Source organism: Psychrobacillus sp. FSL K6-2365 (genome assembly GCF_038003165.1).
In the GTDB taxonomy this organism is placed as follows: Bacteria; Bacillota; Bacilli; order Bacillales_A; family Planococcaceae; genus Psychrobacillus; species Psychrobacillus psychrodurans.
Window position 1 is genome coordinate 348,508 of record NZ_JBBOOO010000001.1, and the last position, 24,449, is coordinate 372,956.

At 35.7% G+C, this 24,449-nt stretch carries 21 protein-coding genes and 1 riboswitch; of the genes, 16 read left to right on the forward strand and 5 right to left on the reverse strand.

The features are described from left to right. The first annotated feature begins 32 nt into the window (after window positions 1-32). On the forward strand, window positions 33-1,652 hold the full coding sequence (locus MKY29_RS01770) for a T7SS effector LXG polymorphic toxin (RefSeq protein ID WP_340878821.1): 1,620 nt from the start codon (window positions 33-35) through the stop codon (window positions 1,650-1,652). 20 nt (window positions 1,653-1,672) lie between these two features. Continuing rightward, complete coding sequence (locus tag MKY29_RS01775) at window positions 1,673-2,182, forward strand: ankyrin repeat domain-containing protein (protein WP_090565072.1); 510 nt, start codon at window positions 1,673-1,675, stop codon at window positions 2,180-2,182. Between the two features lie 145 nt (window positions 2,183-2,327). Here the strand turns inward: MKY29_RS01775 and MKY29_RS01780 are convergent, their stop codons facing one another. Together MKY29_RS01780 and MKY29_RS01785 are read right to left on the reverse strand one after the other, a co-directional pair. Further along, window positions 2,328-5,216, reverse strand: coding sequence for a DEAD/DEAH box helicase (locus MKY29_RS01780; RefSeq protein ID WP_340878822.1), 2,889 nt, complete (start codon window positions 5,214-5,216; stop codon window positions 2,328-2,330). 33 nt (window positions 5,217-5,249) lie between these two features. Further along, window positions 5,250-5,663 (reverse strand): (deoxy)nucleoside triphosphate pyrophosphohydrolase, encoded by a 414-nt coding sequence (locus tag MKY29_RS01785; protein ID WP_340878823.1) that lies wholly within the window; start codon window positions 5,661-5,663, stop codon window positions 5,250-5,252. A gap of 718 nt (window positions 5,664-6,381) precedes the next feature. Continuing rightward, window positions 6,382-6,428: riboswitch (PreQ1 riboswitch) on the forward strand. Window positions 6,429-6,559: 131 nt separating this feature from the next. Here MKY29_RS01785 and queF point away from each other — a divergent pair. The 5 genes from queF (at window position 6,560) to MKY29_RS01810 (ending at window position 10,202) form a co-directional block, all read left to right on the forward strand. Continuing rightward, window positions 6,560-7,060, forward strand: a complete 501-nt coding sequence (gene queF, locus MKY29_RS01790; protein WP_093061915.1) for a preQ(1) synthase — start codon at window positions 6,560-6,562, stop codon at window positions 7,058-7,060. A gap of 234 nt (window positions 7,061-7,294) precedes the next feature. After that, window positions 7,295-7,966, forward strand: a complete 672-nt coding sequence (gene queC, locus MKY29_RS01795; RefSeq protein WP_340878824.1) for a 7-cyano-7-deazaguanine synthase QueC — start codon at window positions 7,295-7,297, stop codon at window positions 7,964-7,966. Continuing rightward, window positions 7,963-8,502 (forward strand): VUT family protein, encoded by a 540-nt coding sequence (locus MKY29_RS01800; protein ID WP_269923251.1) that lies wholly within the window; start codon window positions 7,963-7,965, stop codon window positions 8,500-8,502. The genes queC and MKY29_RS01800 overlap by 4 nt, the downstream gene beginning before the upstream one ends. A 309-nt stretch (window positions 8,503-8,811) precedes the next feature. Continuing rightward, window positions 8,812-9,390 (forward strand): restriction endonuclease, encoded by a 579-nt coding sequence (locus MKY29_RS01805; protein WP_340878825.1) that lies wholly within the window; start codon window positions 8,812-8,814, stop codon window positions 9,388-9,390. Between the two features lie 188 nt (window positions 9,391-9,578). Beyond that, window positions 9,579-10,202: a hypothetical protein gene (locus MKY29_RS01810; RefSeq protein WP_090565060.1), complete on the forward strand. Its 624-nt coding sequence runs from the start codon at window positions 9,579-9,581 to the stop codon at window positions 10,200-10,202. Between the two features lie 465 nt (window positions 10,203-10,667). Here the strand turns inward: MKY29_RS01810 and MKY29_RS01815 are convergent, their stop codons facing one another. After that, window positions 10,668-11,405: an IclR family transcriptional regulator gene (locus MKY29_RS01815; protein WP_340878826.1), complete on the reverse strand. Its 738-nt coding sequence runs from the start codon at window positions 11,403-11,405 to the stop codon at window positions 10,668-10,670. Between the two features lie 151 nt (window positions 11,406-11,556). On the opposite strand from MKY29_RS01815, the gene MKY29_RS01820 reads away from it, so the two are divergent. The 6 genes from MKY29_RS01820 to MKY29_RS01845 all read left to right on the forward strand — a co-directional run bounded on the left by MKY29_RS01820 (window position 11,557) and on the right by MKY29_RS01845 (window position 18,496). Continuing rightward, entirely contained in the window at window positions 11,557-12,429 is an 873-nt protein-coding gene (locus MKY29_RS01820) for a dimethylarginine dimethylaminohydrolase family protein (RefSeq protein ID WP_340878827.1), read from the forward strand. 13 nt (window positions 12,430-12,442) lie between these two features. Beyond that, entirely contained in the window at window positions 12,443-13,210 is a 768-nt protein-coding gene (locus tag MKY29_RS01825; RefSeq protein ID WP_340878828.1) for a dimethylarginine dimethylaminohydrolase family protein, read from the forward strand. 102 nt (window positions 13,211-13,312) lie between these two features. Next, window positions 13,313-14,737, forward strand: a complete 1,425-nt coding sequence (locus MKY29_RS01830) for an amino acid permease (RefSeq protein ID WP_241597641.1) — start codon at window positions 13,313-13,315, stop codon at window positions 14,735-14,737. Window positions 14,738-14,804: 67 nt separating this feature from the next. Next, on the forward strand, window positions 14,805-16,403 hold the full coding sequence (locus MKY29_RS01835) for a M20/M25/M40 family metallo-hydrolase (protein WP_241597638.1): 1,599 nt from the start codon (window positions 14,805-14,807) through the stop codon (window positions 16,401-16,403). 199 nt (window positions 16,404-16,602) lie between these two features. Further along, entirely contained in the window at window positions 16,603-17,124 is a 522-nt protein-coding gene (locus tag MKY29_RS01840) for a sigma-70 family RNA polymerase sigma factor (protein ID WP_241597635.1), read from the forward strand. Next, entirely contained in the window at window positions 17,117-18,496 is a 1,380-nt protein-coding gene (locus MKY29_RS01845) for a DUF4179 domain-containing protein (protein ID WP_340878829.1), read from the forward strand. The genes MKY29_RS01840 and MKY29_RS01845 overlap by 8 nt, the downstream gene beginning before the upstream one ends. Before the next feature lie 132 nt (window positions 18,497-18,628). On the opposite strand, the gene MKY29_RS01850 is transcribed toward MKY29_RS01845, so the two are convergent. Continuing rightward, window positions 18,629-19,447, reverse strand: coding sequence for a purine-nucleoside phosphorylase (locus tag MKY29_RS01850; RefSeq protein WP_241597629.1), 819 nt, complete (start codon window positions 19,445-19,447; stop codon window positions 18,629-18,631). Window positions 19,448-19,643: 196 nt separating this feature from the next. On the opposite strand from MKY29_RS01850, the gene MKY29_RS01855 reads away from it, so the two are divergent. The 3 genes from MKY29_RS01855 to MKY29_RS01865 all read left to right on the forward strand — a co-directional run bounded on the left by MKY29_RS01855 (window position 19,644) and on the right by MKY29_RS01865 (window position 22,559). Next, the gene (locus MKY29_RS01855) at window positions 19,644-20,957 is read left to right on the forward strand and encodes a sensor histidine kinase (protein WP_340878830.1); all 1,314 of its coding nucleotides are present in this window, start codon (window positions 19,644-19,646) and stop codon (window positions 20,955-20,957) included. A 497-nt stretch (window positions 20,958-21,454) separates the two neighbouring features. Next, on the forward strand, window positions 21,455-21,832 hold the full coding sequence (locus MKY29_RS01860) for a PH domain-containing protein (RefSeq protein WP_241597624.1): 378 nt from the start codon (window positions 21,455-21,457) through the stop codon (window positions 21,830-21,832). Window positions 21,833-21,848: 16 nt separating this feature from the next. Continuing rightward, complete coding sequence (locus tag MKY29_RS01865; RefSeq protein ID WP_241597622.1) at window positions 21,849-22,559, forward strand: alpha/beta fold hydrolase; 711 nt, start codon at window positions 21,849-21,851, stop codon at window positions 22,557-22,559. 161 nt (window positions 22,560-22,720) lie between these two features. On the opposite strand, the gene MKY29_RS01870 is transcribed toward MKY29_RS01865, so the two are convergent. Then, a complete protein-coding gene (locus MKY29_RS01870) occupies window positions 22,721-24,436 on the reverse strand; it encodes a GMC family oxidoreductase (RefSeq protein WP_093496685.1) in 1,716 nt (571 codons plus the stop codon). Between the last annotated feature and the right edge of the window lie 13 nt (window positions 24,437-24,449).

Genomic DNA, 24,449 nt, shown 5'->3' on the forward strand with positions numbered 1-24,449 from the left:
ACGAAAGAATGTGGAATGCACAATATTTTTTAATGAATATTCAGAAGATTCATAGGAGAATTTGTTTAAAAGTGGCAGAAAAGGCTAATGGATTGCCTAGATTCTTCGTTTCTGCTGCAGGTTATAAGCAAGTGCTTCAACAAATGGAAAGTGCTCTTTATACACTTGAACCAGATACATCTGGCCATATTGTGGAACAATTTCTGGAAGGTGAGGTAGAGCTGGGACTTACTACAATCGCACAACTGACTGAAGATCTAAAGAATGAGTCAAACAGTCTCATGGACCAGGTCAGCGATATCGTAGCCCTTCCATACCTGGATGATAGTGGAGTGCAGCAAGGCGTTCTAGATGCCAAAAGAAAACGAGACGATACAGTAAGTAGGCTACTAGAATTTGATGCAACACAGACAGCCGCTTTACTACCTTTCGAGCAAGACATGCAGGCAATGGATACGTGGATCCGTAACATGGAAGAGATGTTCACAAGTAATCTCACGGATATCCATTTTCAAACAGATCATTGGGCGGAGTTAGTTGCATGTAGTCGCCCATTAACCATTTCCACGCCAACGGTTGAAGGAGAAATGTGTATACGTGAAGAAGAGGAAGATAAGTCGGTTATAGATACAGGTTTAGAAATAGTAGATGGAATTTTAAGTGGTTTATTTGATGTAGGGAAAGATTTTGTTACTGGTATTGTAGATATAGTTCAGGATCCAAAAGCCACAATAGATGCTACGATAGTGGCAGTTACTAATCCTAAAGAGACATACAACACGATAAAATCGGCCATCACTACTTCCTACGAACGCGATATGGTAAATGGAAATGCCAATTCCCGTGCTCACTGGGTAACCTATGCATTAGGCACGGTTGCCACTTCAGTAGTTGGAACAAAAGGTGTCGGTGCACTTACCAAATCAGGGGTCACGGTCACAAAGGCAGTTGCTCCAAAAGTAGTCGGAGCCGCCAACAATGCCTCAGACTCATTAGCTAAACTATTACCCTACGGACCCCGTCCGCAGTTTGCAATCGCAGGTGAAGTTCCTTATAACGTAGTGAATGCGGCGGATTTGAGGGATCGAATAAATTCTATAGTTAGAGTGGAGAGTGGTTTTAGGGGTTCGGATAAAACTATAAGTGATTATACTAATGATATTATTGTAAAGGGGAAAGTAGATTCTGCTAAGATGAATAAGCTTAAAAATGCTATTCAGAATAATACTTTTAGTGTAGATGAGCTTTCCGAAATTAGTAAAAAAATGTCCGAATTAGGCATTACTAAAATATATGATGAAGCATTAATTAAAATAGATTTTGGTAAGTATCTTAAAAGGCTAATAAGTGGCCCGCCTACCGATATGGTGGATCCACATGCACATCATATTTTATTTAAAAAGGGTCTTGGCCAGAAGCAACAAGAACTTGTTGGAGAAGGTCAAGAAATATTAAAGAAGTATGGAATAGAACCGATAATTGGCAAAGAAAATCTTATTTGGGCACCAAATAGAATTACAGGACAACACAGTATAGAACGTCTTCAACATATTGTTGATAAGTTGAATGAAGTAGATAGTTTTGGAGGTAATCGTGAAAAAATTGTTGAAATGCTTAAGCTGCTAGGTGAAGAAGCTGCATCAATGAAATAAAGATATTTTAGGAGGATTCCATGGATAATAAGGAAAAAGCCATAAAAATCTATGATTTAATTAAGAATGGTGACATAGAACGAGTGAAAGAGATAATTATTACTGATAAAAGCTTGCTTGATTTTATAACACCTTTTGGAACGTGGCTACATGTTGCGACTAGAGCAGGTAAACTGGATATGATAAAATTTTTAGTTGATTCTGGTATGGATATTAACATAAACGAAGGTGTACCAAAGTCAGCACCTATTGCAAATGCAGCTAGTGAAGGTGAAATTAGTATTGTAGAATACTTATTTGAGAATGGTGCAATATTAGATACTAGTGACCCAAATAGAAATCCTCTATTCTCAGCGATTTATGGAGGACACCTCAATATAGTAAAGTATCTTGTTCAGAATGGTATTGATATTAACGTTAAGTATACTGGGAATACTATGCAAGATATGGGGGCTTATGAATTTGCTATTGAAAGAGGACAAACAGAAATTGCTGAATATCTAAAGCAAAAGATGGATGAAAAAAATTAATAAAGTGTTAGAAAGAATAGTGAAAGGTCCAGGTCCTAATACATTTTAGAATTGTTTTAGAAACTGGTACCCTATAAAAGGAGCATTTTCACCTTTACAGAATATTTAGATACTCTTTTCAATCTTGCTATTCGTATTTTTATTCTTATTCTTCCACTAAATAATGAAATATATCGTACTGGACAGGTTGCTCAAGAATCATGTTCATAGTAGCTACATTATATACTTTTCCTTGATCCATAAGAGTATCGTTTTCTGCACTATCTGAATCTACCATAACTTCACCGAGGTAATAGAAATCTTTTCCTTCACCATTATGTTTTTTTACAAATAAATGAACACTTGTGTTTTCTACAGAAGAGTTTACTATTGGAGCAATATCTTTAGCTGTAACTTTTCTGTTTTTAGTTGAACACCATTTGAAAATGTCGGTTGACAAGAACTCATCCATATACTTCACTTCTAAATTATCATTGTCAGTTTTATGATAGTTTACAAATATAGGACAAGAGTTCATTTTAATTCTGCCGCCGTTTAAGGTGCCTTCTTCATTACTACTCCAATTCAAAAGTCTACACACGTCTTTTCTTGAATATTTTTCATATATTGTCAGAGGAGTCTGTTTGCTATATCTTTTATTTTTTTCTAAACTACAGAGTATTATATCCTCTAATAATTCCCTAAATTGATCATTTTCTAGACTTTTCTGTAGTTCACTGTTTAGCTGGTATTTTCCATTTTCTAAAATTACTATTGGTTTTGAACCATAAGTTTTCTGAGCAGTTTTTACGAAAAAGTTTAAAGATAGTAAATTTTCTACAGAATCAATGGTTTCTTTATTACTATAAGTTCCAGAATCATTTAATAACTTTAGATAATCAGTTTTAGATACTTTATTTTTTTCTATGAGATTTTGAACTAATAATACTTCATGAATTCTTTTGCCATTTATGAGTTCCTGAGAAAACATTGTTAATACTGCTTGCTCGTAATCATTTATATATGTTATAGGTTCATTCATACTTAATAAAAAATCAAAGTAATTTTTCTTTTTTATAAAGATTACTTCAGGATCAATAGAATTGTTTTTAATAAAATCAATTAGAAGAGGGACTCTCCCCAGTCGATTTTTTAACTCTTTGTAAGGAGTCGTGAGAAACTCCATATTGTACAATTTCAAATTTTTATTATCAATTGCATCAAAAATACGTTTTTTAGCAATTTCTTCAAAATTTATTGTTGAAACTCCTTGGATATAGTCAGTGTTAACCGTTTTACGTCGAACATTATCTTTGTTCATGGATTGATCGCCTGAAAGGGCAATTGGGATTAGATAGTTGTTTTTATAATTACCGATGAAATCAATAATAGTAACATACTCTTTTTCATTATGCTTGCGTAATCCACGTCCCAATTGCTGAATAAAAATTATACTTGATTGTGTTTGACGAAGCATGATAATTTGGTTTAAAAAAGGAATATCAATACCCTCGTTAAAAATATCCACCGTTAAAATATAATCTAGCTCGTATCGTTCTAATTTACGAATAGCATCTTCTCTTTCAAATTGTGAATTATCACCAGTAAGGGCAGTAGTTTTTAATCCTTGGGTATTTAACTCTGCTGAAAGAGCATGTGATTCTTGTTTAGAACTACAGAAAATTAATCCACGTACTCTCTTCCCAGAATACCCATAGTAATTAATTTTTTCGAGGATATGGTGGACACGTTCATGCGATATAAGGTGCTGCAAGGTAGATGTATCATCGATTATTTCCCCATTCCTCTCATAATCTGTCACACCAAAGTAATGAAATGGACAAAGCATTTCTTCTTCAAGAGCAGCCTGTAGTCGAATTTCATAAGCGATATTGTAATCAAAGAGCTCAAAAATGTTAAAACTGTCCGTACGTTCAGGAGTGGCTGTCATTCCAAGTAAGAAATCGGGTTCAAAGTAATTAATAATATTCAGGTAAGAATCTGCACCTGCACGATGTACTTCATCTATTAAAATATAGTCGAATTCATCTTTTGGGAACTGTTGTAAATGTGATTGCGATGATAGAGTTTGAACTGTTGCAAATAAGTATCTAGCACCTGTATCTTTAGAATTACCCGAAAGTAATCCGTAATCATCGGGGTGTCCACCTAATATTTTTTGGTAATCTTGAAGTGCCTTCTTCAAAATTTGTTCTCTATGTACAACGAATAGCATTTTTTTAGGTGTGAAGTTACGAACATCAAAAGCAGATAGATATGTTTTTCCTGTACCAGTAGCAGAGATTATTAATCCCTTTTTAGCACCGTTTTCACGAAGAGTTCTTAACTGTTTCAGAGCGTCTATTTGCATTTTATTTGGCTGAATAGTAAGACTATCGGATAAACTGTTTGTGAGATAGTCTGTGTTCAATTCAAATACATTTGAGGATGCCTGTTTAATGAAAGGCTGTTGTTCATAATTAAGATTGTAATGATTAATCCAATCTATGGTTAAAGGGATAGCCTCGCTCCAAGCCTCTTCAAATTGATTTTTAAAATGATGAATGATTTCTCCATCTTCTAAAGAAGTTAAATAGACATTCCATTCATAATTAGCTTTTAAAGCGCTATCCGTTAAATTTGAGCTTCCTACTATTAAAGAATAATAGTCTTTGTGTTCAAATATATATCCCTTAGAGTGGAAGCCTTTGACGCCAGTTAGACGGACTTCTACATTTTCAAGTTTTAATAGTTCTTTAAACATTTTGGGTTGATTGAAATTTAGAAAAGTAGACGTTAGAATACGGCCTTTTATACCTTTTAGCTGAAGATCGAATAGCATAGTTTTTAATGTAGCTAAACCACCCTCGGTAATAAAAGCTACGGAAAAAGTGAAGGTTTCGCATGTTTTCATTTCTTGAAGAAGTGTAGATAGAACATTTTCATGAGCTTTATTTGATAGTAGCTTAGGCTTAAAGTGTCCTGTTACTGGATTACTTTGATCGATAAATCCTTTATATAATGAATTCTTCATTTTGCGAATCAATTGTTCCATATTAATCACGTCATTTCATTCATATTTTCCGAATTACATTTTTTCACTTACTATTTTTTCACTTACTATTTTTTCAACTGCAGGAATATCAGCAGCTGCAAAATTAAGCTTATGTAAGTTTTCCCGAGTAACCCACCTAGTGTCGGCATGCTCTGCTGCAATAGGGATACCTTCTAATAGTTTTGCTTTATAAGTTTCTAGTCTAACGATAAATTTTTCGTATTCATAAGTAGTATCTTCAACCTTATGACCAATCTCAATTGCACAATTAAATTCCTCTGTAATTTCTCGCTGTAAAGCCTGCTCTGGAGTTTCTCCGGACTCAATTTTTCCACCAGGAAATTCCCAAAGATTTGGAAGTGACATTGACGGACTTCTTAACGCACAAAATATTTCATGCTGATTATTTTCAATAATTGCCCCAACAACATGGACTAACTTTTTCATTAAATTATCACCCTAAATTTATTTTATATCTTTATCATATCTGATTTTAGAGTAATGAACAGCAAGAAACATCAAATGATTGTAATTAACTGATTATTTCGTGTTTTATCTATTAAGTAAAACCATACAGATTCTAATACAATTTAGCAAAAGGAGATTGGGGGGGCATGTAATTATAGTTTAGGTTACAAAACAATAGCTGCATACAATAATAGCTACTCTGTACTCAAGACTTAAGGATAATGTATGGAAGGAAGATGAAATACCATTAATTGTAGTAGAGATTGCCAGTAGAAAATAATTAAGTGGTAAGAGTATTTAGCCTTACTCAAGGATAGTAATGGGACACTTTATAGACAAGCTGAAATTAAATACAAAAAGTAGATATCTCCACATAAGTAGAGGTATCTACTTTTCTATGTTTCTGAGTCTCTTTGATAATCTAAATCTCTCCTAGGCTAAGATAGTTTGTAATATTAACTTTAATAACTCTTCTGTTGTTTCTGGTAATTGTTCCGGTAAGTAAAGTTGATGTTTCATTATTGTTCCTCCTTAATCTCTTATTCTATTAACAATATAGTCAATATAGTTTGAGTTTATGCATGATATTATAAAAAAATTTGAATCTCTTAAAATAAGATTTGAATATCCAATGACTAAAATACCTATTTGACGTTTTGGTCAATATTCTATAATATGATTGAGTACCCGTACTTGACCGGGAGAGGTTCATAGCTTATACCCTCTATAAAAAACTATGGATACATGACTATTCGCCATGTCCATATAAATTTGGACGTGGCTTTTTTGTTTTTATCCTTTTGTTTGCATAGATTGGTTCAAAGAAGCCTCTTTTGAAAGTGTTGGGAAACATTTTTTATAGGAGGTTTTTTATTATGTCTGGAAGAAGTCATGATGAAGGTTTAAAGGATTTAACATTGTTAGGTAACCAAGGCACAAAATATTCATTTGATTATGCACCTGAGGTATTGGAGTCGGTAGATAATCTTCATTCTACTAGGGATTATTTTGTGAAGTTTAATTGTCCAGAATTCACAAGTTTATGCCCAATTACAAATCAGCCCGATTTTGCAACGATGTATATCTCGTATATTCCGGATAAAAAAATTGTAGAAAGTAAATCGTTAAAATTGTATTTGTTCAGCTTTAGAAATCACGGAGATTTCCATGAGGACTGTGTGAACATTATCATGAACGATTTAATTGAATTGCTAGATCCAAGGTATATCGAAGTTTGGGGTAAATTCACACCACGCGGAGGTATTTCGATTGATCCGTGGTGTAACTATGGAAGACCGGGGACGAAGTATGTAGAAATGGCGGATTTTCGATTGATGAACCACGATCTGTATCCAGAGAAAATTGATAATCGATAATTGAATAATCCTTTTAAGGAAGAGGTTTTAGCTACCCTCTTTAGAAAAGCGGAAGTGCCTATGTAAGTCCCGAAAAGCGCTGGAAGGATTACACGTAAAGGCTTCTTTATGCCTTTACTGAAAGCCTAAAGCGACACGAGGGGCTAGGCGCTGAAGCTAGACAATTTAAAAAAACTAAGAAGATAACAGCATTCTTTCTTGGGTGCTGTTTTTTCAGTATAAGGGAGTTTACGGATGAAGCAGGAAAAAGCAATTATAGTGTTTAGTGGTGGTCAGGATAGCACGACCTGTCTGTTTTGGGCGAAGGAACGTTTTAAAGAAATCGAGGCAGTGACGTTTGATTATGGGCAAAGACATAGTCTTGAAATTGAATGTGCAAAAGAGATAGCGAAGGAAATCGGTGTAAAGCATCACATACTGGATATGTCACTTTTAAACCAGCTTGCACCGAACGCATTGACGCGAGATGACATAAAAGTAGAGGACGGAGAAAAAGGTGAATTGCCGTCGACTTTTGTACCTGGTCGGAATTTGCTCTTTTTATCTTTTGCCGGTGTTTTAGCTAGCCAGGTCGGAGCAAAGCATATCGTAACTGGTGTGTGTGAGACTGATTTTAGTGGCTATCCAGATTGTCGTGATATTTTCGTGAAGTCATTAAACGTAACGCTAAATCTTACAATGGATTCTACTTTTGTGATTGAAACACCACTCATGTGGTTGAACAAGGCACAAACATGGGAGCTGGCAGATCAACTTGGAGCACTAGAGTTTGTCCAAAAGAAAACGTTGACCTGTTATAACGGAGTAATAGCAGATGGCTGTGGGAAGTGCCCGGCGTGTAAGCTGAGAAATAAAGGACTGAACGAGTACTTGAGTTCAAAATCTACTAAAGGAGTAATAGCATGAGAATCTTATTTTATTTAATATCAATAGTGACTGCTAATGTCGTAACAGCAGCTTTTGCACCATTAGAGTTTGCCATGTTTATCGTCCCTATGGGAACACTTTTCGTGGGAGCTACTTTTATTTTCCGAGACCTTGTACAAAATAAATATGGGAGAGCAAAAACCTACTTATTTATTTTTGTGGCTTTAGCATTTTCTGCACTAGCCTCATTTATATTGGGGGATACTTTATTAATTGTACTTGCTTCGGCAATTTCATTTGTTGTAGCTGAAACAGCAGATACAGAGATTTACACAAGACTAAAATTACCAATGGCATGGCGTGTATTCTATAGCGGGATAGTTGGCGGATTCCTAGATTCTGTAATTTTTGTTGTAATTGGCTTAAGTCCTCTTGGAGCAAATTTTCTTCCATGGGAAGCAGTTCCTGCTGCCATTGTAGGTCAAATTATCGTGAAAACGGTTATTCAGATGATTGGGGCGCTTATTTTGAATCAAGTAGTAATAGTAAAGGAGAAGCGTCTTCTGTCTGAATGATTTTATGAAAAGTGAAAAGTTTAGCCTTCCATAATCTTGGGAGGTTTTTTTAGTTTTATTAATTTATTGCACAGTGACCACTTTATCTTTTTTATTACATATATCTATTTCTAGATAGATCTAAAAAAGAGGTATAAAAAACATTTTTTACAGGTACTGGATGTTATATAGGAATGTCGTATAATTAAAATAGATTAAAAATAATACTTAAAATACCAATATATAAATTATATAGTTGAAAAAATAATACAAAAAATACTTTGTTCCATGTTGAATCAAAGGTAGCTATTTTAGAAGGAAGTGTATTTAATGCGTAATCGAACCAAAAAGGATCAGAAAATAGTAGACGAATTGACCGGGTTTCTAATTATTGTAGCAGCGTTAATAGGTTGGTATACTACAAAGTCATTTATAGGGGTAGGGGTTGCAATAGGTGTTGGAGTAGTTGTAATAATTATAATCATGGGATGGAGAACAGCTAGTTTTGAAAAAAGGATGCGGGAATCTGGTATAGCGGAGATTGATCAAATGACTGGCCGACAATTTGAAGATTATCTAGGCACACTTTTTCAGTATCAAGGATACAAGGTCACTTATACACCTTCAACAGGGGATTTTGGAGCAGATTTAATATTAAACAAAGGACAAGAAACGATCGTGGTTCAAGCAAAACGCTATAAGAAAGCAGTTGGTGTAAAAGCTGTACAAGAAGTTATTCCATCCATCAATATGTATAATGCAGGAGTGGCATGGGTTATAACGAATAGTACCTATACAACGCAGGCCTTGACACTGGCCAAGAAAAACCGTGTACGAATGATAGACCGTAAAGAATTAATACAAATGAACCTGGAGATGAAAAATACAACTAAAAATGTCAAACCATGAAAAGAGATCAAAAGTTATTAATAAATAGTATGAACAGTACAGTACTTGAGCGATATCCAAGAAATAAGAGAGACAAAAAGTTGAATCGTTTAATACTCTGCAGCATATGATGTGGTTACTTGAATAACCTAGTAATCTCCGATAGACTAATAATTACCATAAAGAGACAACTGAGGAGTGAAATGCCGATGGAAATTTCAATTACAAAAGCTTTACGCGAGTTAAAGACATTGGATGCACGCATTTTAAAGAAGATTAACGAGACAACTTTCGCAGCGTCTAAAAAACCAAAAGAGAATATTCGTGGTTTTAAGACTGTTGAGGCGTTTGAAAAGGAAGCCAAAGAAAGTATACAATCTATAAAAGATTTAATGGATCGTAGAAAGCAAATCAAAAAATCGATTGTAGAATCTAATGCAAGAACTGTTGTTGAAGTATCTGGAGTCAAAATGACGGTGGCAGATGCAATTGAGCGTAAAAACTTTATTGAAATCGAAAAAACACTCCTTCGTAAAATGAATACCGATTATGCTCAGTCTCAAGAAAAGGTAGAAGTTAATAACGAAATTGCCCAAGATAGATTAGACACTCAGTTAAATAACATGATTTCAAAAGATGGTAAAACAGACTTAACTGCGGTTGAAGGGTACAAAAAGTTGTTTTGGGAATCCGAGGAAACTAAATTAATTGACCCAATTCATGTAAAAGAAATCGCAACAAAGATGGCTTTAGATATTGAGTCTTTTGAAGATGACGTGGATGTAGCGCTAAGTGAAATTAATGCACGTACGTTAATCACTATTAAACAATAAATAAGTTTGGAACTTGCTGTTATAGCGAAAAAGAAGAAAGTTTCCCCGTTTGCAGGGTCTGGGTAAATCCCTGCTCCCAAAATCAATTACTGAGTAAGGTAAAAAGCTTAAAGCTCAACCTTAAAAGTTAAAAGCTTAACAATCAACTCTCTTACATCCTAACGTTCAACTTTTAGCGATAAAAAATCTATAAAATCTCGGGTAACAGGTGCCAAAGGATTTGAAACTTCCTTTCTTCTCCTCCGAGCAGCTATGACAGCACAAAAAGAGTGGTCCTTTGGGATCACTCTTTTTGTTTTTTTCAAATCGACCCTGTGTAAGAAACAATAATGTTTGTTTCGCGCGCAGGGATATTTACGTTGTTATATTAAAAGAGAGTGATTGTCAAATAAGACGGTTTCTCTCTTTTTTTTCTTTCTTCCAGTTAGGCAGCGATCTGAAAGACTAACGGATTCTGCTGTAGTTTCAGTTACTAGATTTTAGTTTAGCGGAAATATTATTCCCGGTTTCGATTATTTTACTTGTTAAGAATGCGAGTCTTTCTTCCGTTAGGTTGAAGCTGACGACACCAACGCTTATAGCACCGATGATTTGTCCAAGACTGTCCTTGATAGAGACTGCGACTGAAGAAGTGCCTTCGGTTCGTTCAGAGTGACTTATTGCATATCCCTGCTTCGTAATCTGGCTAAGTGTTTGTGAAAAGTTGGGGATTTCACCTGCTGGTAAAAGCTGTGACAATATACTTTCTGATTGGGAACTAGGCATGGCTGCAAGTATTGATTTGTTGGCAGCACCGATGTGCAGAGGAATACGCAATCCTAGTTGGTCGTATATTCGGATTGGATTATTTTCGCTATCAATTCTTTCTACAATCATTGCTTCTATCCCAACAGGTTTGCTTAAATAGACACTCTCTTCTACTTCTTTAGACAAGCGTTCTAGCTCGGGTCTAACTTTACTGACGTAGTCTATCGTATCGTACACTTGTAGACCATACTCTAACCAAACCATGCCAAGACGGTACAACTTGGAGTGCTCATCTTGCTCTACCATGCTTTGTTTAATCATCGCTTGTAATAATCTATGCATCGTGCTCAGTGGGAGCTCACATTGTTTGGAAAGCTCAGAAATACTTATTCCTTTATCATTTGCATGCGCTGCTAAAACCTTTGCAACAGACATCGCGCGAGTAATGGATTGCATGTGAATCACCGCCTATTTTATATTGTTCTAAAAAACAGCTTTTTAATATTCAAAATATATTGACATCATATCATGAAACGCATATATTTTAAATATAATATTTCCGCTATTCAGAAACGTTTTCCGGTACGCGGAAAAAAGGGGGATAGAAATGTCTTTTAACTCATCTATGTATAAAAAATTAGAGAGAGTAATTGTAAAACATCCGAACGAAGCTTTTATTAGTCAAGAACACTTATCGGATAAGTGGAGATCATTCAATTACCTAGAAGAACCTAATTTTGAAGAAGCGGTGCGTGAATATAAAACATTCATCGAAATTTTAGAAAAGCATGTACCACAAATCGATTATCTGCCGAAATCGGACAAAGTAGGTTTAGATTCAATTTACGCACATGACCCAGTGAAACTTACGCCAGCTGGTGCCATTATTTTAAAATCAGGCAAGAAAATAAGACAGCCTGAAGCAGCCATTTATAAAGATTTTTTACAAGAAAAAGAGATTCCGATTATTGGAGAGTTAACTGGTGAAGCAGTATCAGACGGTGGAGATATCGTCTGGTTAGATGATAAAACTCTTGTAGTGGGTCGCGGATATCGTACAAACGACGAAGCCATTCGTCAACTAAAAGAAATAACAGCTCCATATGTAGATGAGTTCATCGTAGTGCAGCTTCCACATGATCAAGGAGAAGCAGAATGCTTACATTTGATGTCTTTCATCAGTATGGTTGATAAAGATTTGGCAGCAGTACATTCACCATTAATGCCAGTATTTTTCCGTCAGTTACTGATAGAGCGTGGTATTCAATTAGTAGAGGTACCAAAAACAGAATACGATAATCTTGGATGTAATGTACTAGCGCTTGCACCACGTGTTTGTGTAATAGTCGAAGGCAATGAATCGACGAAACAGCAATTGCTTGATGCGGGAGCAACAGTTTATGAATACAAAGGACGAGAAATCAGTGTATTAGGCACTGGTGGTCCAACATGTCTAACAAGTCCAGTCATTAGAAATTAAGGGGGAACATGAAATGAGTAAATTTCAACATGTAATTGCAAAAACGCCAGGTAAAAGCTATGTAGAAGGATTAACAACTTCCAATCTTGGGAAACCGGATTATGAAAAACTACTAGTTCAGCATAAGGCTTACGTGGAAGCACTAAAAAAATGTGGAGTAGAGGTAACGCTGCTTTCAGCAAGTGAAGAATTCCCAGATTCGACGTTTGTAGAGGATACTGCAGTGCTAACATCTGGATTTGCTGTTGTTACAAATCCGGGAGCGGAATCTAGAAATGGAGAAATTGTTGAAATTGAAAGCGCTTTAAAAGATTTTTATAAGAAGTTTCATTATATAAAATCACCTGGAACACTTGATGGTGGGGATATTCTTCAAGCGGACAATAAATTCTATATTGGAATTTCTGAACGTACCAATGAAGAAGGTGCACGCCAGTTAAAAGAAATTCTAGAAGGCGAAGGATTTGAAGCAACAATCATCCCGTTACAAAAATTCTTCCATTTGAAAACTGGTATCGCTTATTTAGGGAATAACAAAATGGTCGTTGCAGGTGAATTTGTCGATCATCCAGCTTTTGAATCATACGACAAAATCATTATAACTAATGAAGATGAATACTCAGCAAACTGTATTCGTGTAAACGAATATGTAATTATTCCAGAAGGTTACAGCGAAACAAAACGCAAAATCAACGAAGCTGGCTATGAAACAATTGAACTTGATATGTCTGAAGTTCGCAAGCAAGACGGCGGTCTAAGCTGCCTATCATTGAGATTCTAAATAATTATTACGGGTGCCAGACACCCGTAATAATACTGTAATAATCAGAAATAATAAGCGCATTTTATTAAGTTAAAGAGATAACAAGGGGGAGGGAATAGTATGTCTAATAATAGGGATTCAGCCCAACAAAATGTATTAAATCGCTCGATGAAAAGCCGTCATTTACTTATGTTGTCACTTGGTGGGGTAATTGGGACTGGATTATTTTTAAATGCAGGTTATACGATTAATCAGGCAGGTCCAGGAGGGGCTATACTTGGTTACCTATTTGGTGGGTTAATCTTGTATATGGTAATGGTCTGTCTTGGAGAGCTTGCTGTTCATATGCCGGTAACAGGTTCTTTTCAAACTTATGCGACGCGATTTATTAGTCCATCTGCAGGATTTTCACTTGGATGGATGTATTTTGTTGGTTCAGCTGCTACAGCTGGTGTCGAGTTTACGGCCGCTGGAATACTAATGCAGCATTGGTTCCCAGATATTCCAATCTGGATTTGGTGTGCAATTTTCATGGTTTTATTATTTGCTTTGAATGCGCTTACAACGAGAGCTTTTGCTGAGGCGGAATTCTGGTTTGCAGGTATTAAGGTCGTGGCGGTAGTACTGTTTATAATCATTGGTGCTGCAGCAATTTTCGGTCTTATTCCTTTGGAAGAAAGAGCCACACCATTTGCGACTAATTTAGCTCCTACAGGATTGTTTCCAGCCGGGATTGCTATTGTTTTTGTGACAATGATGAATGTTATCTTCTCCTACCAAGGATCTGAGTTAGTAGGTATTGCAGCAGGAGAAACGGAAAATCCAGAAAAGAATATCCCAAAAGCTATTCGAACAATTCTTTTTAGAATCGTCGTGTTTTATATTGCCTCTATTATTGTATTATCTGCTATATTCCCAGCATCCGAACTTGGATTGCTTGAAAGTCCATTTGTTACTTTAATGAATTTAGCGGGAATACCGTATGCTGGTAGTATTATGAACTTTGTTATTTTAACTGCTATTTTATCAGTAGGGAATTCATGTTTATATGCTTCCACCCGTTTATTGTGGTCTATGGCAAAAGAAGGTATGGCACCAAATGTGTTCGGTCGTTTATCTAAACGAAAAGTTCCACTTAATGCTTTAATATTCACAATGGCGTTTTCTTTACTGTCATTATTAACAAGTGTAATGGAGGCAGATACAGTATTCGTGTTATTGATGTCTATTGCAGGTATTTCCGTCACTATTTCGTGGATGGGTATTGCGGCATCTCAATTAATGTTCCGTCGCCAGTATATGAAGAATGGTGGAAAACTGGATGATTTAGGTTATAAAGTTCGCTTCTATCCATTAGTTCCGATAATCTGTATTGCGTTTTGTTTACTGATATTAGTATTTTTAGCGTTTGATCCGACACAGCGCGTAGGCCTTTATTATGGAGTAGGGTTTTTCATCGCCTGTATGCTATTCTACAAATTGAGATTAGAAAAGAAGAATAATAAAGCAGAATTAACAAATAGTAACGTGGTTCAAGAGAATTAAAATCTTTTTTATCTGAATATTCAGAATTACTGTTTTGTTGGGCATTAGTAATAAAGGAGAAATTTTAATGAGTCAATTATTATGGAGTACATCAGAAAAGCTTAGGACGTTGTTATGCGAATTAGTTAGTTGGGACAGTATTTCTTTAACAGAAGGTGAAACTACTTTTGCTCCAAAAACATTGGATAAATTAAGAGAATTAAAGTATTTTCAAGAACACCCGAGTCATTTGCAGTTGCTTGATGCAGGACTGGGCAGATATGCGGTAACTGCATTGTATAAACATCCAGGTGCTGTTGAAACGGTCGTTTTGATCAGTCATTTTGATACGGTTCAAACAGAGGAATATGGTGCTTTACAGCCACTCGCTTATTTTCCAGAAGAATTGACAAAGAAGCTAATGGAAGATCCGAGTGATTTACCGGAATCAGCTCGTATCGATTTGGAAACTGGAAAGTATTTGTTTGGTCGAGGCACGATGGACATGAAAATGGGGCTTGCTCTCCATATGCAATTGATAGAAAAAGCAAGTGTCGAGAAGTGGCCGATCAATCTTGTATTGACGACCGTTCCGGATGAGGAAGTGAATTCTGCAGGAATGCGTGCAGCGGTGACTCAGTTAGTACGTCTTCGTGAGGAATTTGGGTTGACTTATAAATTATTTTTGAATAGTGAACCATCGTTTTCTCAAAACCCAACAGATATCGCGGAGTATATTTATTCAGGAACGATTGGTAAAATTATGCCCGCCGCTTTATTTTATGGGAAAGAAACGCATGTTGGAGAGCCTATGAAAGGGATGACGGCGAACTATATTGCATCCTATTTGACCCAACGTATGGAATGGAATTCATTATTCCGTGAGACGGATCTTGGAGAAAGTACTCCGCTTCCAGTTTCCTTGCAGCAAAAAGATTTAAAGCTGTCCTATTCTACACAAACACCATATCGTGCAGTATCATTGTATAATGTATTTTTATTTAAACGTACTGCATCGGAAGTGATGGATCTTTTTGAACAGGTGGCAACAGAGGCGATGAGTGCTTTAAATGCCGACTATCAGAAGATATGCCAACGTGAGGGAGTAAAAGGTGTAGGGGAAGTCAAAGTACTTCGTTATGAACAACTGCTTCTCTATGCAAATCAAAAACTAGGAACGGAAGAAGTAGAACGATTAAAACAAGAGACACTTGTGCAGGAAGATTGGGACGATCGTGACAAATCATTGAGGATTGTTGATAATTTGATGATCCAGTGCCAAGAATTAGCTCCTGCGACAGTAATCCTATTCGCCCCACCTTACTATCCAGCAGTCAATACATCCAATGATCCGCTTATAGTGGAAGCGGTTGAGCTAATGAAGAAATCAGCGCAATCATTCAATAATAAAATCGACCAAATCCACTACTTTAACGGAATTTGTGATTTAAGTTACGTAAATTATGATGATGGTTCCAATGGATGGACAGCTTTCGAAAATAACACGCCGGTTTGGGGAGACACATACAGTATCCCATTTGAAGACATGGCACAATTGAAAGGTCCCATATTAAATGTTGGTCCTTTCGGTAAAGACGCGCATCAAAAAACCGAAAGATTGCATGTAGACAGTGCATTCGTCGAAATGCCTGTAATGCTAGAAACATTATTGAAAAGCTTGTATTAATAGGGAAAGTGACTCCAGAACTATATATGGAGTCACTTTTTTGTTTATAATCGACTCTGTGTAAGAAACAATTCGTAACAAACTTGAATGTTGAAACTTTCACGTTTGTGTTTTGCACAGGGGCATTACTTTACTTTCTAAAAACTTTTTTCAAAGTGGTAAGTCTAATAGATAGAGACATATGAAAAGAGGTGAAATCTTGAACGAAAAAATACTAGTAAAGAAAGCGATTAAAGGCGACGAAGAAGCATTTTTAACATTAATCTATTCATATGAGGAAGCGCTATATCGGACAGCTATCTCTTATTTGAAAAATGAAGGAGATGCACTAGAGGCTATCCAAGAAGTGACTTATAGAGTCTATCGAAGTATAAAAACGGTGAAGGAGCCTGCTTATTTTAAAACTTGGCTCATCCGAATTATGATGAATTATTGCCAGGATGTCATCAAAAAAAGTAAGAGGGAAGTGTTCGAGGAACGAATACTTAACATACAAGGAATAACTGAAGATTTCACTTTTTTGGAGGTCGAGGAGGCTCTTTTAAGTTTATCTGATTACGAAAGAGAGTTATTGCATTTGAAGTATTTTGAAGATGTCAAAATAAAGGACATCGCCGTTATGTGGAATACTCCAGAAGGAACGATTAAAACACGGCTACATAAAGCTTTACGAGCACTAAGGGCAGGATTTGAAGAGAAGGGAGAGGTTAAACGTGTTTGAGGAGGAAAAAAAGAAGCTGGAGCAGAGGAAAAAATCTATTGATAAGATGGAAGTATCAAAGGAAAAGCTACACTTTGCTGTACAAAGTGGACTCGCGAAAGCAAAAAAAGAACAAGCATTAAAAAGAGTGAAGATAATAAAGCGGAGTTCATGGTCGATTGTAATTGCTGCAATCCTTCTCATCTCGTTTATCACAACAATCTCTGTATCTCCTGTATTCGCAAACAAGGTTGCTTCTATACCAGGGATGGATAGGGTACTCTCTCTTATTCAGCAAGATAAAGGATTGACTGCAGCTGTAGAAAATGACTATTACCAGCCTATCAATAAGTCTCTAGAAAAAAATGGTATTACAGTAACCCTGGATGGAGTTTTAGCAGATAATAATGGACTGGTCGTATTTTATTCTGTTCAATCAAAGGAAATAGATATAAGCAAGCTAGGATTGAAGTATATTCAATTATGGTCGGGATTACATACTACTAACTATAGTTTTGACTTAGGTAGTCACTCTATTCCTTTGGCTCCTGAAGAAAACACCGATATTTATAGTACCTCGGAACACTTATGGAAAGTAAAACAAGGCAAAGATCTTTCGTGGGTAGTCGGTTTGAAGAATGGTGATAAGACGGAGCATTTTAGAATTCCATTTTCTTATAAAAAGATGGATGTTGAGAGTAAGAATTTTATAGTAAACAAAGAAGTGAAAATTGACGGGCAAAGCCTTAAGGTAAAGGAGGTAATAGTCGATCCAATACGCGCGGTTGTTAAAATAGAAGAAAATCCTAAAAACACAAAAAAACTTCTGGCTCGACCATTTGATGAATTAGAACTGGTAGATGAAAAGGGAAGGAAATGGTCTGCTATCCCTGGAAATGCATATAAACCACTAGAGGAAGGTAATGTATGGGAAGTACCACTAAAAGAAAGTTTTTACTTTTATGAGCCAAAAAAGTTAACGTTAACATTTGGAAAAATAGCAGCAATGGATAAAGAGGAAGCCTATATTTTAATCGATACCGAATCCAAAAAGTTTATACAACTGCCTTCCCAATCAATATTCTCAAATTTGCAAGTGAAGGATAATCGTGTCAGTTTTACTGTAAATATCGATAAAGATTACGATATGAATATGGTTGGATTTATAAAATTTACAGATGCTGATGAAAAAGAATTTTATATACACTATGAGGGACGTACACCACTCTATTCTAACTATGTAAAAGGTTCAAAGACTAACTCTCCTGGAGAAGGGAGAATCGAATTTGAACTACCAAATAAGTCGGTTACTACTTTTACAAATCCGATTCGATTGGATCTTGATTTTTACCCATCTTGGATAGAAGAGGATGCGGAGATAAAAATCAAATAAAAAAGAGGAGTGGGAAGAAGCTTTACACTTCCCAATCCTCTTAAAACTTACCCGGTATGAGTTACCAACATGTTGTTCAAAGCACACAAGAAACAATGAAGACGATGGAAATATAAATACAACTATCTAAATTTAAATCTCTTCCAAAATACCTTTTACTAATTCAACAAATTTAACTCTTACTTTACCTGCAACATCAATTACTTCCTCGTGATTTAGAGGCTGATCTAATATTCCACTCGCCATATTCGTTATACATGAAATACCAAGTACTTTCATACCACCGTGAGTAGCTACAATCGCTTCCGGAACCGTGGACATACCTGCAGCGTCAGCTCCTAATATGCGGAACATACGGATTTCTGCAGGGGTTTCGTATGTAGGACCACTCCACCAAGCATAAACACCCTCTTGCAATTCCATGTTTTGTTCATTCGCTACTTTAGTTGCAATACTGCGTAGCTCTTTGTTATATACTTCAGATAAATCAGGGAAGCGTGTACCTAATTCGTCATTATTTGGACCAATTAATGGATTGCTTCCTACTAAATTAATGTGGTCTGTTATTAACATTAAGTCTCCTGGATTAAAACTTGTATTCACGGCACCACAGGCATTTGTAATAATAACTTTTTCTATACCAAGTGCTTTCATTACACGTACTGGGAAGGTTACTTCGTCCAAAGTAAAGCCTTCATAATAATGAAAGCGACCTTTCATGGCAGCAACTATTTTTCCATTTAATTCTCCAATGACTAGTTCGTTTGCATGACCAATTGCTTCAGATTTTGCAAAATGTGGAATGTCGCTATATGGAATTTTTATGGGGTTCTTAATTTCATCAGCAAGCGTACCTAAGCCTGACCCTAAAATCATTCCAATCACAGGGCGATGATCTGTCTTACTCATAATGAAGTCTCTAGTTTCTATAATATCTCCAATGTTGTACATCATAATTCCTCCTTGAGATGGTACATAAAAAACAATACAAATGTAGTATACACTCAAAGTGTATTATTGCAAAAAAAGGAATATGCTCATAAACAAGGTTATTGATGATGTATTATAGTATAATTACATTATTTACAAGATAATTGTCGAATAATCTACTTTTAAATAGAAATAAGCTAAGGAAGTACATATGCATATGAAAAGTCATAAAGTAAAAAAAATTTTAGTCTTGTCTACTGTTTTATTAATCTTTTTCTCTGCTTTAAATGTTTATATTTCGTACGTGAAAATGAAAAATACAGTACAAGAGTCAATTGCAAACCAAAGTTTGCAAGCAGCTAGGTCAATAGCTTCATCAATAGATATCGACACGTATCAAAAATTTTTGAGTAACCCCGAGAAAAATGAACATTTTCGAGAGATTCAAGTTTATTTGAATGATGTGCGCGAAAAGTTAGGTTCCTTATATGTTTACACACTAGAAGTCGATAATCCTAAAGTTTCTAAAACGATGATTTTGGCGCACTCCGGTAAAATAGATAATTTAGATAATTATCAGATAGGCGTTGCATGTACAGTTCCGGAAGAGCAAGTTACTAAAGCCTATAAAGGTCAGGTATATGTAACCGAAGTGCTGAAAGATCCAGATTATGGAGATTATTTATCCGTTGGAGCACCTATAAAGGACGATGATGGGAAAATACTTGGTTATTTAGGTATAGATACTAGTATACATACCATTAATCAGATTGAAGGGGCTGGGTTAAAAAGGAATATATTAATCTTTGCATTTAATGGTTTATTTATTTTCATCGTGCTAGGCTCCTTCTTATTTATGCAAAAATGGTATCAAAGAGAGGTTAAAAAGGAAGTAGGTCATACGGAGAATACTTATCAAACAGAGATAAAAACTTTGATAACCTCGGTTTCATCATTACGACATGATTTTTCTAATCATATTCTTGTTTTGCATGGGCTTCTAAAAATAGGGGAATCGGAGAAGGCATTACAATATGCATCCACCCTTTTTAAAGAAGTAGAAACTATTGAATCTCTTAAGTTAAATATAGATCATCCTGGTCTATCGATATTATTGCAATCAAAGAAGCTAGCTGCACAAAATCATCGTATAAATATGGAGATGACAATCCCCCATGCTTCATTTGGTAGAATAAAAAGCACAGATTTAATAATTATTTTATCGAATTTAATCGATAATGCTATTGATGCGGCGAAAGAGTTGCCAGAAGGGGAACGGAAAATAACGATTGATTGTTCTGTTAACGATACTAATTATCTATTTGTCATTACGAATACCGGGCAATGTATAGGTAAGGAAGCACAAATTTTCAAACAAGGATATTCAACCAAAAATGAAGCAAAAGGGCAGGTTAGAGGGCAAGGATTATTTATCGTGAAGGAAGTAGTAAATAAATACAATGGAAGAATCTCCATTGAATCAACAGATGAATCAGAGACAACTGCTATTGTGGAAATTCCGCTAAAGTAATTGCTTTTTAGTTGTTATACAGCTTGCTTTAAAAAAATAGATACTCTACTCAGGTAGAAGTATCTATTTTTTTGTGTTTGCTTTTGGTTTGAAATGATATGGAAACACCTATCACAAAAGAACCAACTAGTTGAAAGAGTTGAATGCTAATCCTTAACAGGAGGAAACGGAAAACCAAGGGGATGAACGGTTAAAGATATAACTGAAGCTTCGATATCACAATTTATTATTCATTATTTAAAAGTTAATCCTGTTGATTGGACCGGCAGGCGGTCACTCCAGCGGGAACAGCTCGAACTGAAAGTCGAATAGGAAAGTAGTGACGAGAAGTTTGATGCCGTGCCAGCGGAAAGCATCCGCATAGATCGTAAATTAGCATTATTCGTATATCACTATTATGAAATTGATCTAAATAATTTACTTTGTTTCTATACTTGCAGGAGATTAGGATATAGTTCTTGAATTAATATGAAAATGTGTACTTAGGAGGAATATAGATGGGGATTTTAGATGGATTGATGGGGAATGCATCGGAGATAGAAAATGGTCAAGTTGAAAGTGAATTAAAAGATTTACTTGCTCCTTCGGAGAGGGTAGAGCATGCGTATAAGCTTATTCGTGATTTAATTGTTTTCACGGATAAACGTTTATTATTAATCGATAAACAAGGAGTGACGGGGAAAAAGGTAGAGTATCATTCGATACCGTATAGAAGCATCGTTCATTTTTCAATTGAAACAGCAGGAACTTTTGATTTAGATGCTGAGTTAAAAATATGGTTGTCGGGAAGTGTAGCTCCTATACAGAAGAAATTCAACAAATCCTTGAATATATATAAAGTTCAAAGTGTATTAGCTGAATATGTAATGAAGTAAAAGGAGTATGAATAAATTGAAATTACATACAAATGTTACAGGTGATGGTAATTCTATCGTTTTTCTACATACTGGTCTACAAACCGGTCTATTAGATTTTGAGTTCCAAAGAGATTATTTTAGTAAAAGTTATCAAGTGGTTTCTCCTGATTTAAGAGGCCATGGGCAATCTATAACAGACAATATCAAAAATTTTTTTGAGGACTCGGCTAAGGATTTATTAGAAACGCTGGATCACTTAAAAATATCTGTTATTCATCTAGTAGGGTGTTCGTTGGGAGCTCTTGTCGCGATTAAATTTGCTCAACTATTTCCTGATAGGATTAGCTCTTTAGTTATTTCGGGAATTACGCCGATAAAGCCGGACAACTGGTTGGAAATGCATGAGGTAGATGTGAGAAGACAAACCGACTTATTGACTAGTAAAGAAATAGGTAGTTACTTCGATCAAATACATGCGTCAGATTGGAGACAATTTATTCATTTTGGAAAGGACGAAAAATGGTATCCATTTGAGGATGTAAAAGCGGTAATAGAATTTGAATTCCCTGTGCTTTTTATCGTGGGAGAGAATAAACCGAATGAAACAATCGGAGCAACTATTTACCCTGAAAAGAACCCAAATATTCGCGTTGCGATTGTGCCGTTTGCAGGTCATTTAGTTCATACTGAACAACCAGAAATCTATACTAAAATAGTAGAATTATTTATTGGAAAAGCAGTGTAAAGAGAAGTAAATGTTAAATATAATTGAAAAAACTACTAACTTCTTTTCGAAAGAAGGTTAGTAGCTTTTCAAGTTGTTGGCTAATTCTATATATAGTAAAATTCTTTTAATATTTTAACAAATATAATTCTATTCTTTGCTCTTTCATAAGTGTCTCTTATTTAAACTAAAGATCCACCAGTTTTTAAGTATTTTTCGATACCTTCTGCAGCACGATACGCAAGAGCTCCAACTGTGCCTGTAGGATTCATACCAGAATTATGTGGGAATGCTGAAGCGCCAGGAACAAATACATTTTCACAATCCCACATTTGAAGGTAGTTGTTTAATGCGCTTGTTTTAGGATCTGCACCCATGATAACTCCACCAGTGTTATGAGTAGTTTGATATTTTGTCGTATCCCAATCACCTTGATCTCCTGGGGTATTAATCATGTCTGCTCCCATTTCTTCAAGAATCTTTGTAGTGATATCTCTAATATATTTTTGTTGATTTCTTTCATTATCTTTATAGTTAAATGTCATACGTAATAATGGATCGCCAAATTGATCTTTATACGTAGGATCTAGGTCAATATAGTTTTCTTTGTTTGGCATAACTGAGCCTTGTGAGCCTACTGACAAGCTGCGGTTCGCCCAATAAATAGATTCATCTTTAAATTCTTTACCCCAAGTTGGTGTACCTTTAGGGACAGAATTATTTGAAATAGGACGTTTTCCGTAATGACCAAGTGCTATGTTACCACCGTGAATAAAATTCAAATCAGTATGGTCAAAATTATCTCCATTAAAATCGTCTAGTACTCCTGCAAGTGCACCTGTACCTGCATATAAATTAAATTCTTTCTCCTTAAAGAAACCTGTTGAACCTGATGACGTCATTTGATAAGCGTAGTTCTTTCCAATTACGCCAGTTCCCGATTCTGGATTATACGGACTTCCAAGTTGAGAGTTTAATAGAATTCTAATGTTATTAAGTGCATACGCTGAAACAACTACAACGTCAGCCTCTTGAATATATTCTTCTCCAGTTCGAGTATCAACATATAAAACTCCAGTAGCTTTTCCGTTCGTATGTAAGACTTTGCGAACAACACAGTGCGCTCTTACTTCAAAGTTACCTGTCTCTTTTGCCACTGGTAAAACAGTTACTACTGGTGATGCTTTTGCCCCATATTCGCAACCGAAACGCTCACAAAAACCGCAATATTGACATGCTGCCCGAGAGATTCCATCTGGATTTGTGTAGCTTTCAGAAAGTGTAGCCGCTGGTGCAATGTAAGGATGGTATCCTAAGTTTTTAGACGCTTCCTTAAACATTTTCATTGAAGGCGTTTCTTTAAGTGGAACTGTAGGATACTTAACCTCTGGGACTTCTGGATGTGGATTAGTTTCCCCAGAGATACCAGCCATAGCTTCAAATTTTTCAAAATATGGTACTAAATCGTTATAAGTAATTCCCCAGTCCTGTAGGGGCATATCAGCTGGGATTTTATCTTTTCCATAACGCTCTACAGTTTTTGTGTAAATTTCAAAATCATAAGGAAGAAAGCGATAAGTTAATCCATTCCAGTGTTCACCAGAACCACCTACACCATCACCGATTAAAAATGAACCATGTTGACGATAAGGTAGAGCTCTTTTTGAACGGTCATGACGCACTGTCAAAGTTTCTTTAGAAAGATCTTGCATCATTTCATTTCTTTGTTGATATCTAAGCTCATCGTGAACCATTAGATAGTCTTCTGTCTTTCTTTCTTTACCGCGTTCTAAACCTACTACTTTATATCCTTTTTTAGTAAGTTCGGCAGCGATAATACCACCAGTCCAGCCAACTCCTGCCAATACTATATCTGTTTTTGGTAATTTCTTAGCCATGTCTAATTAGCTC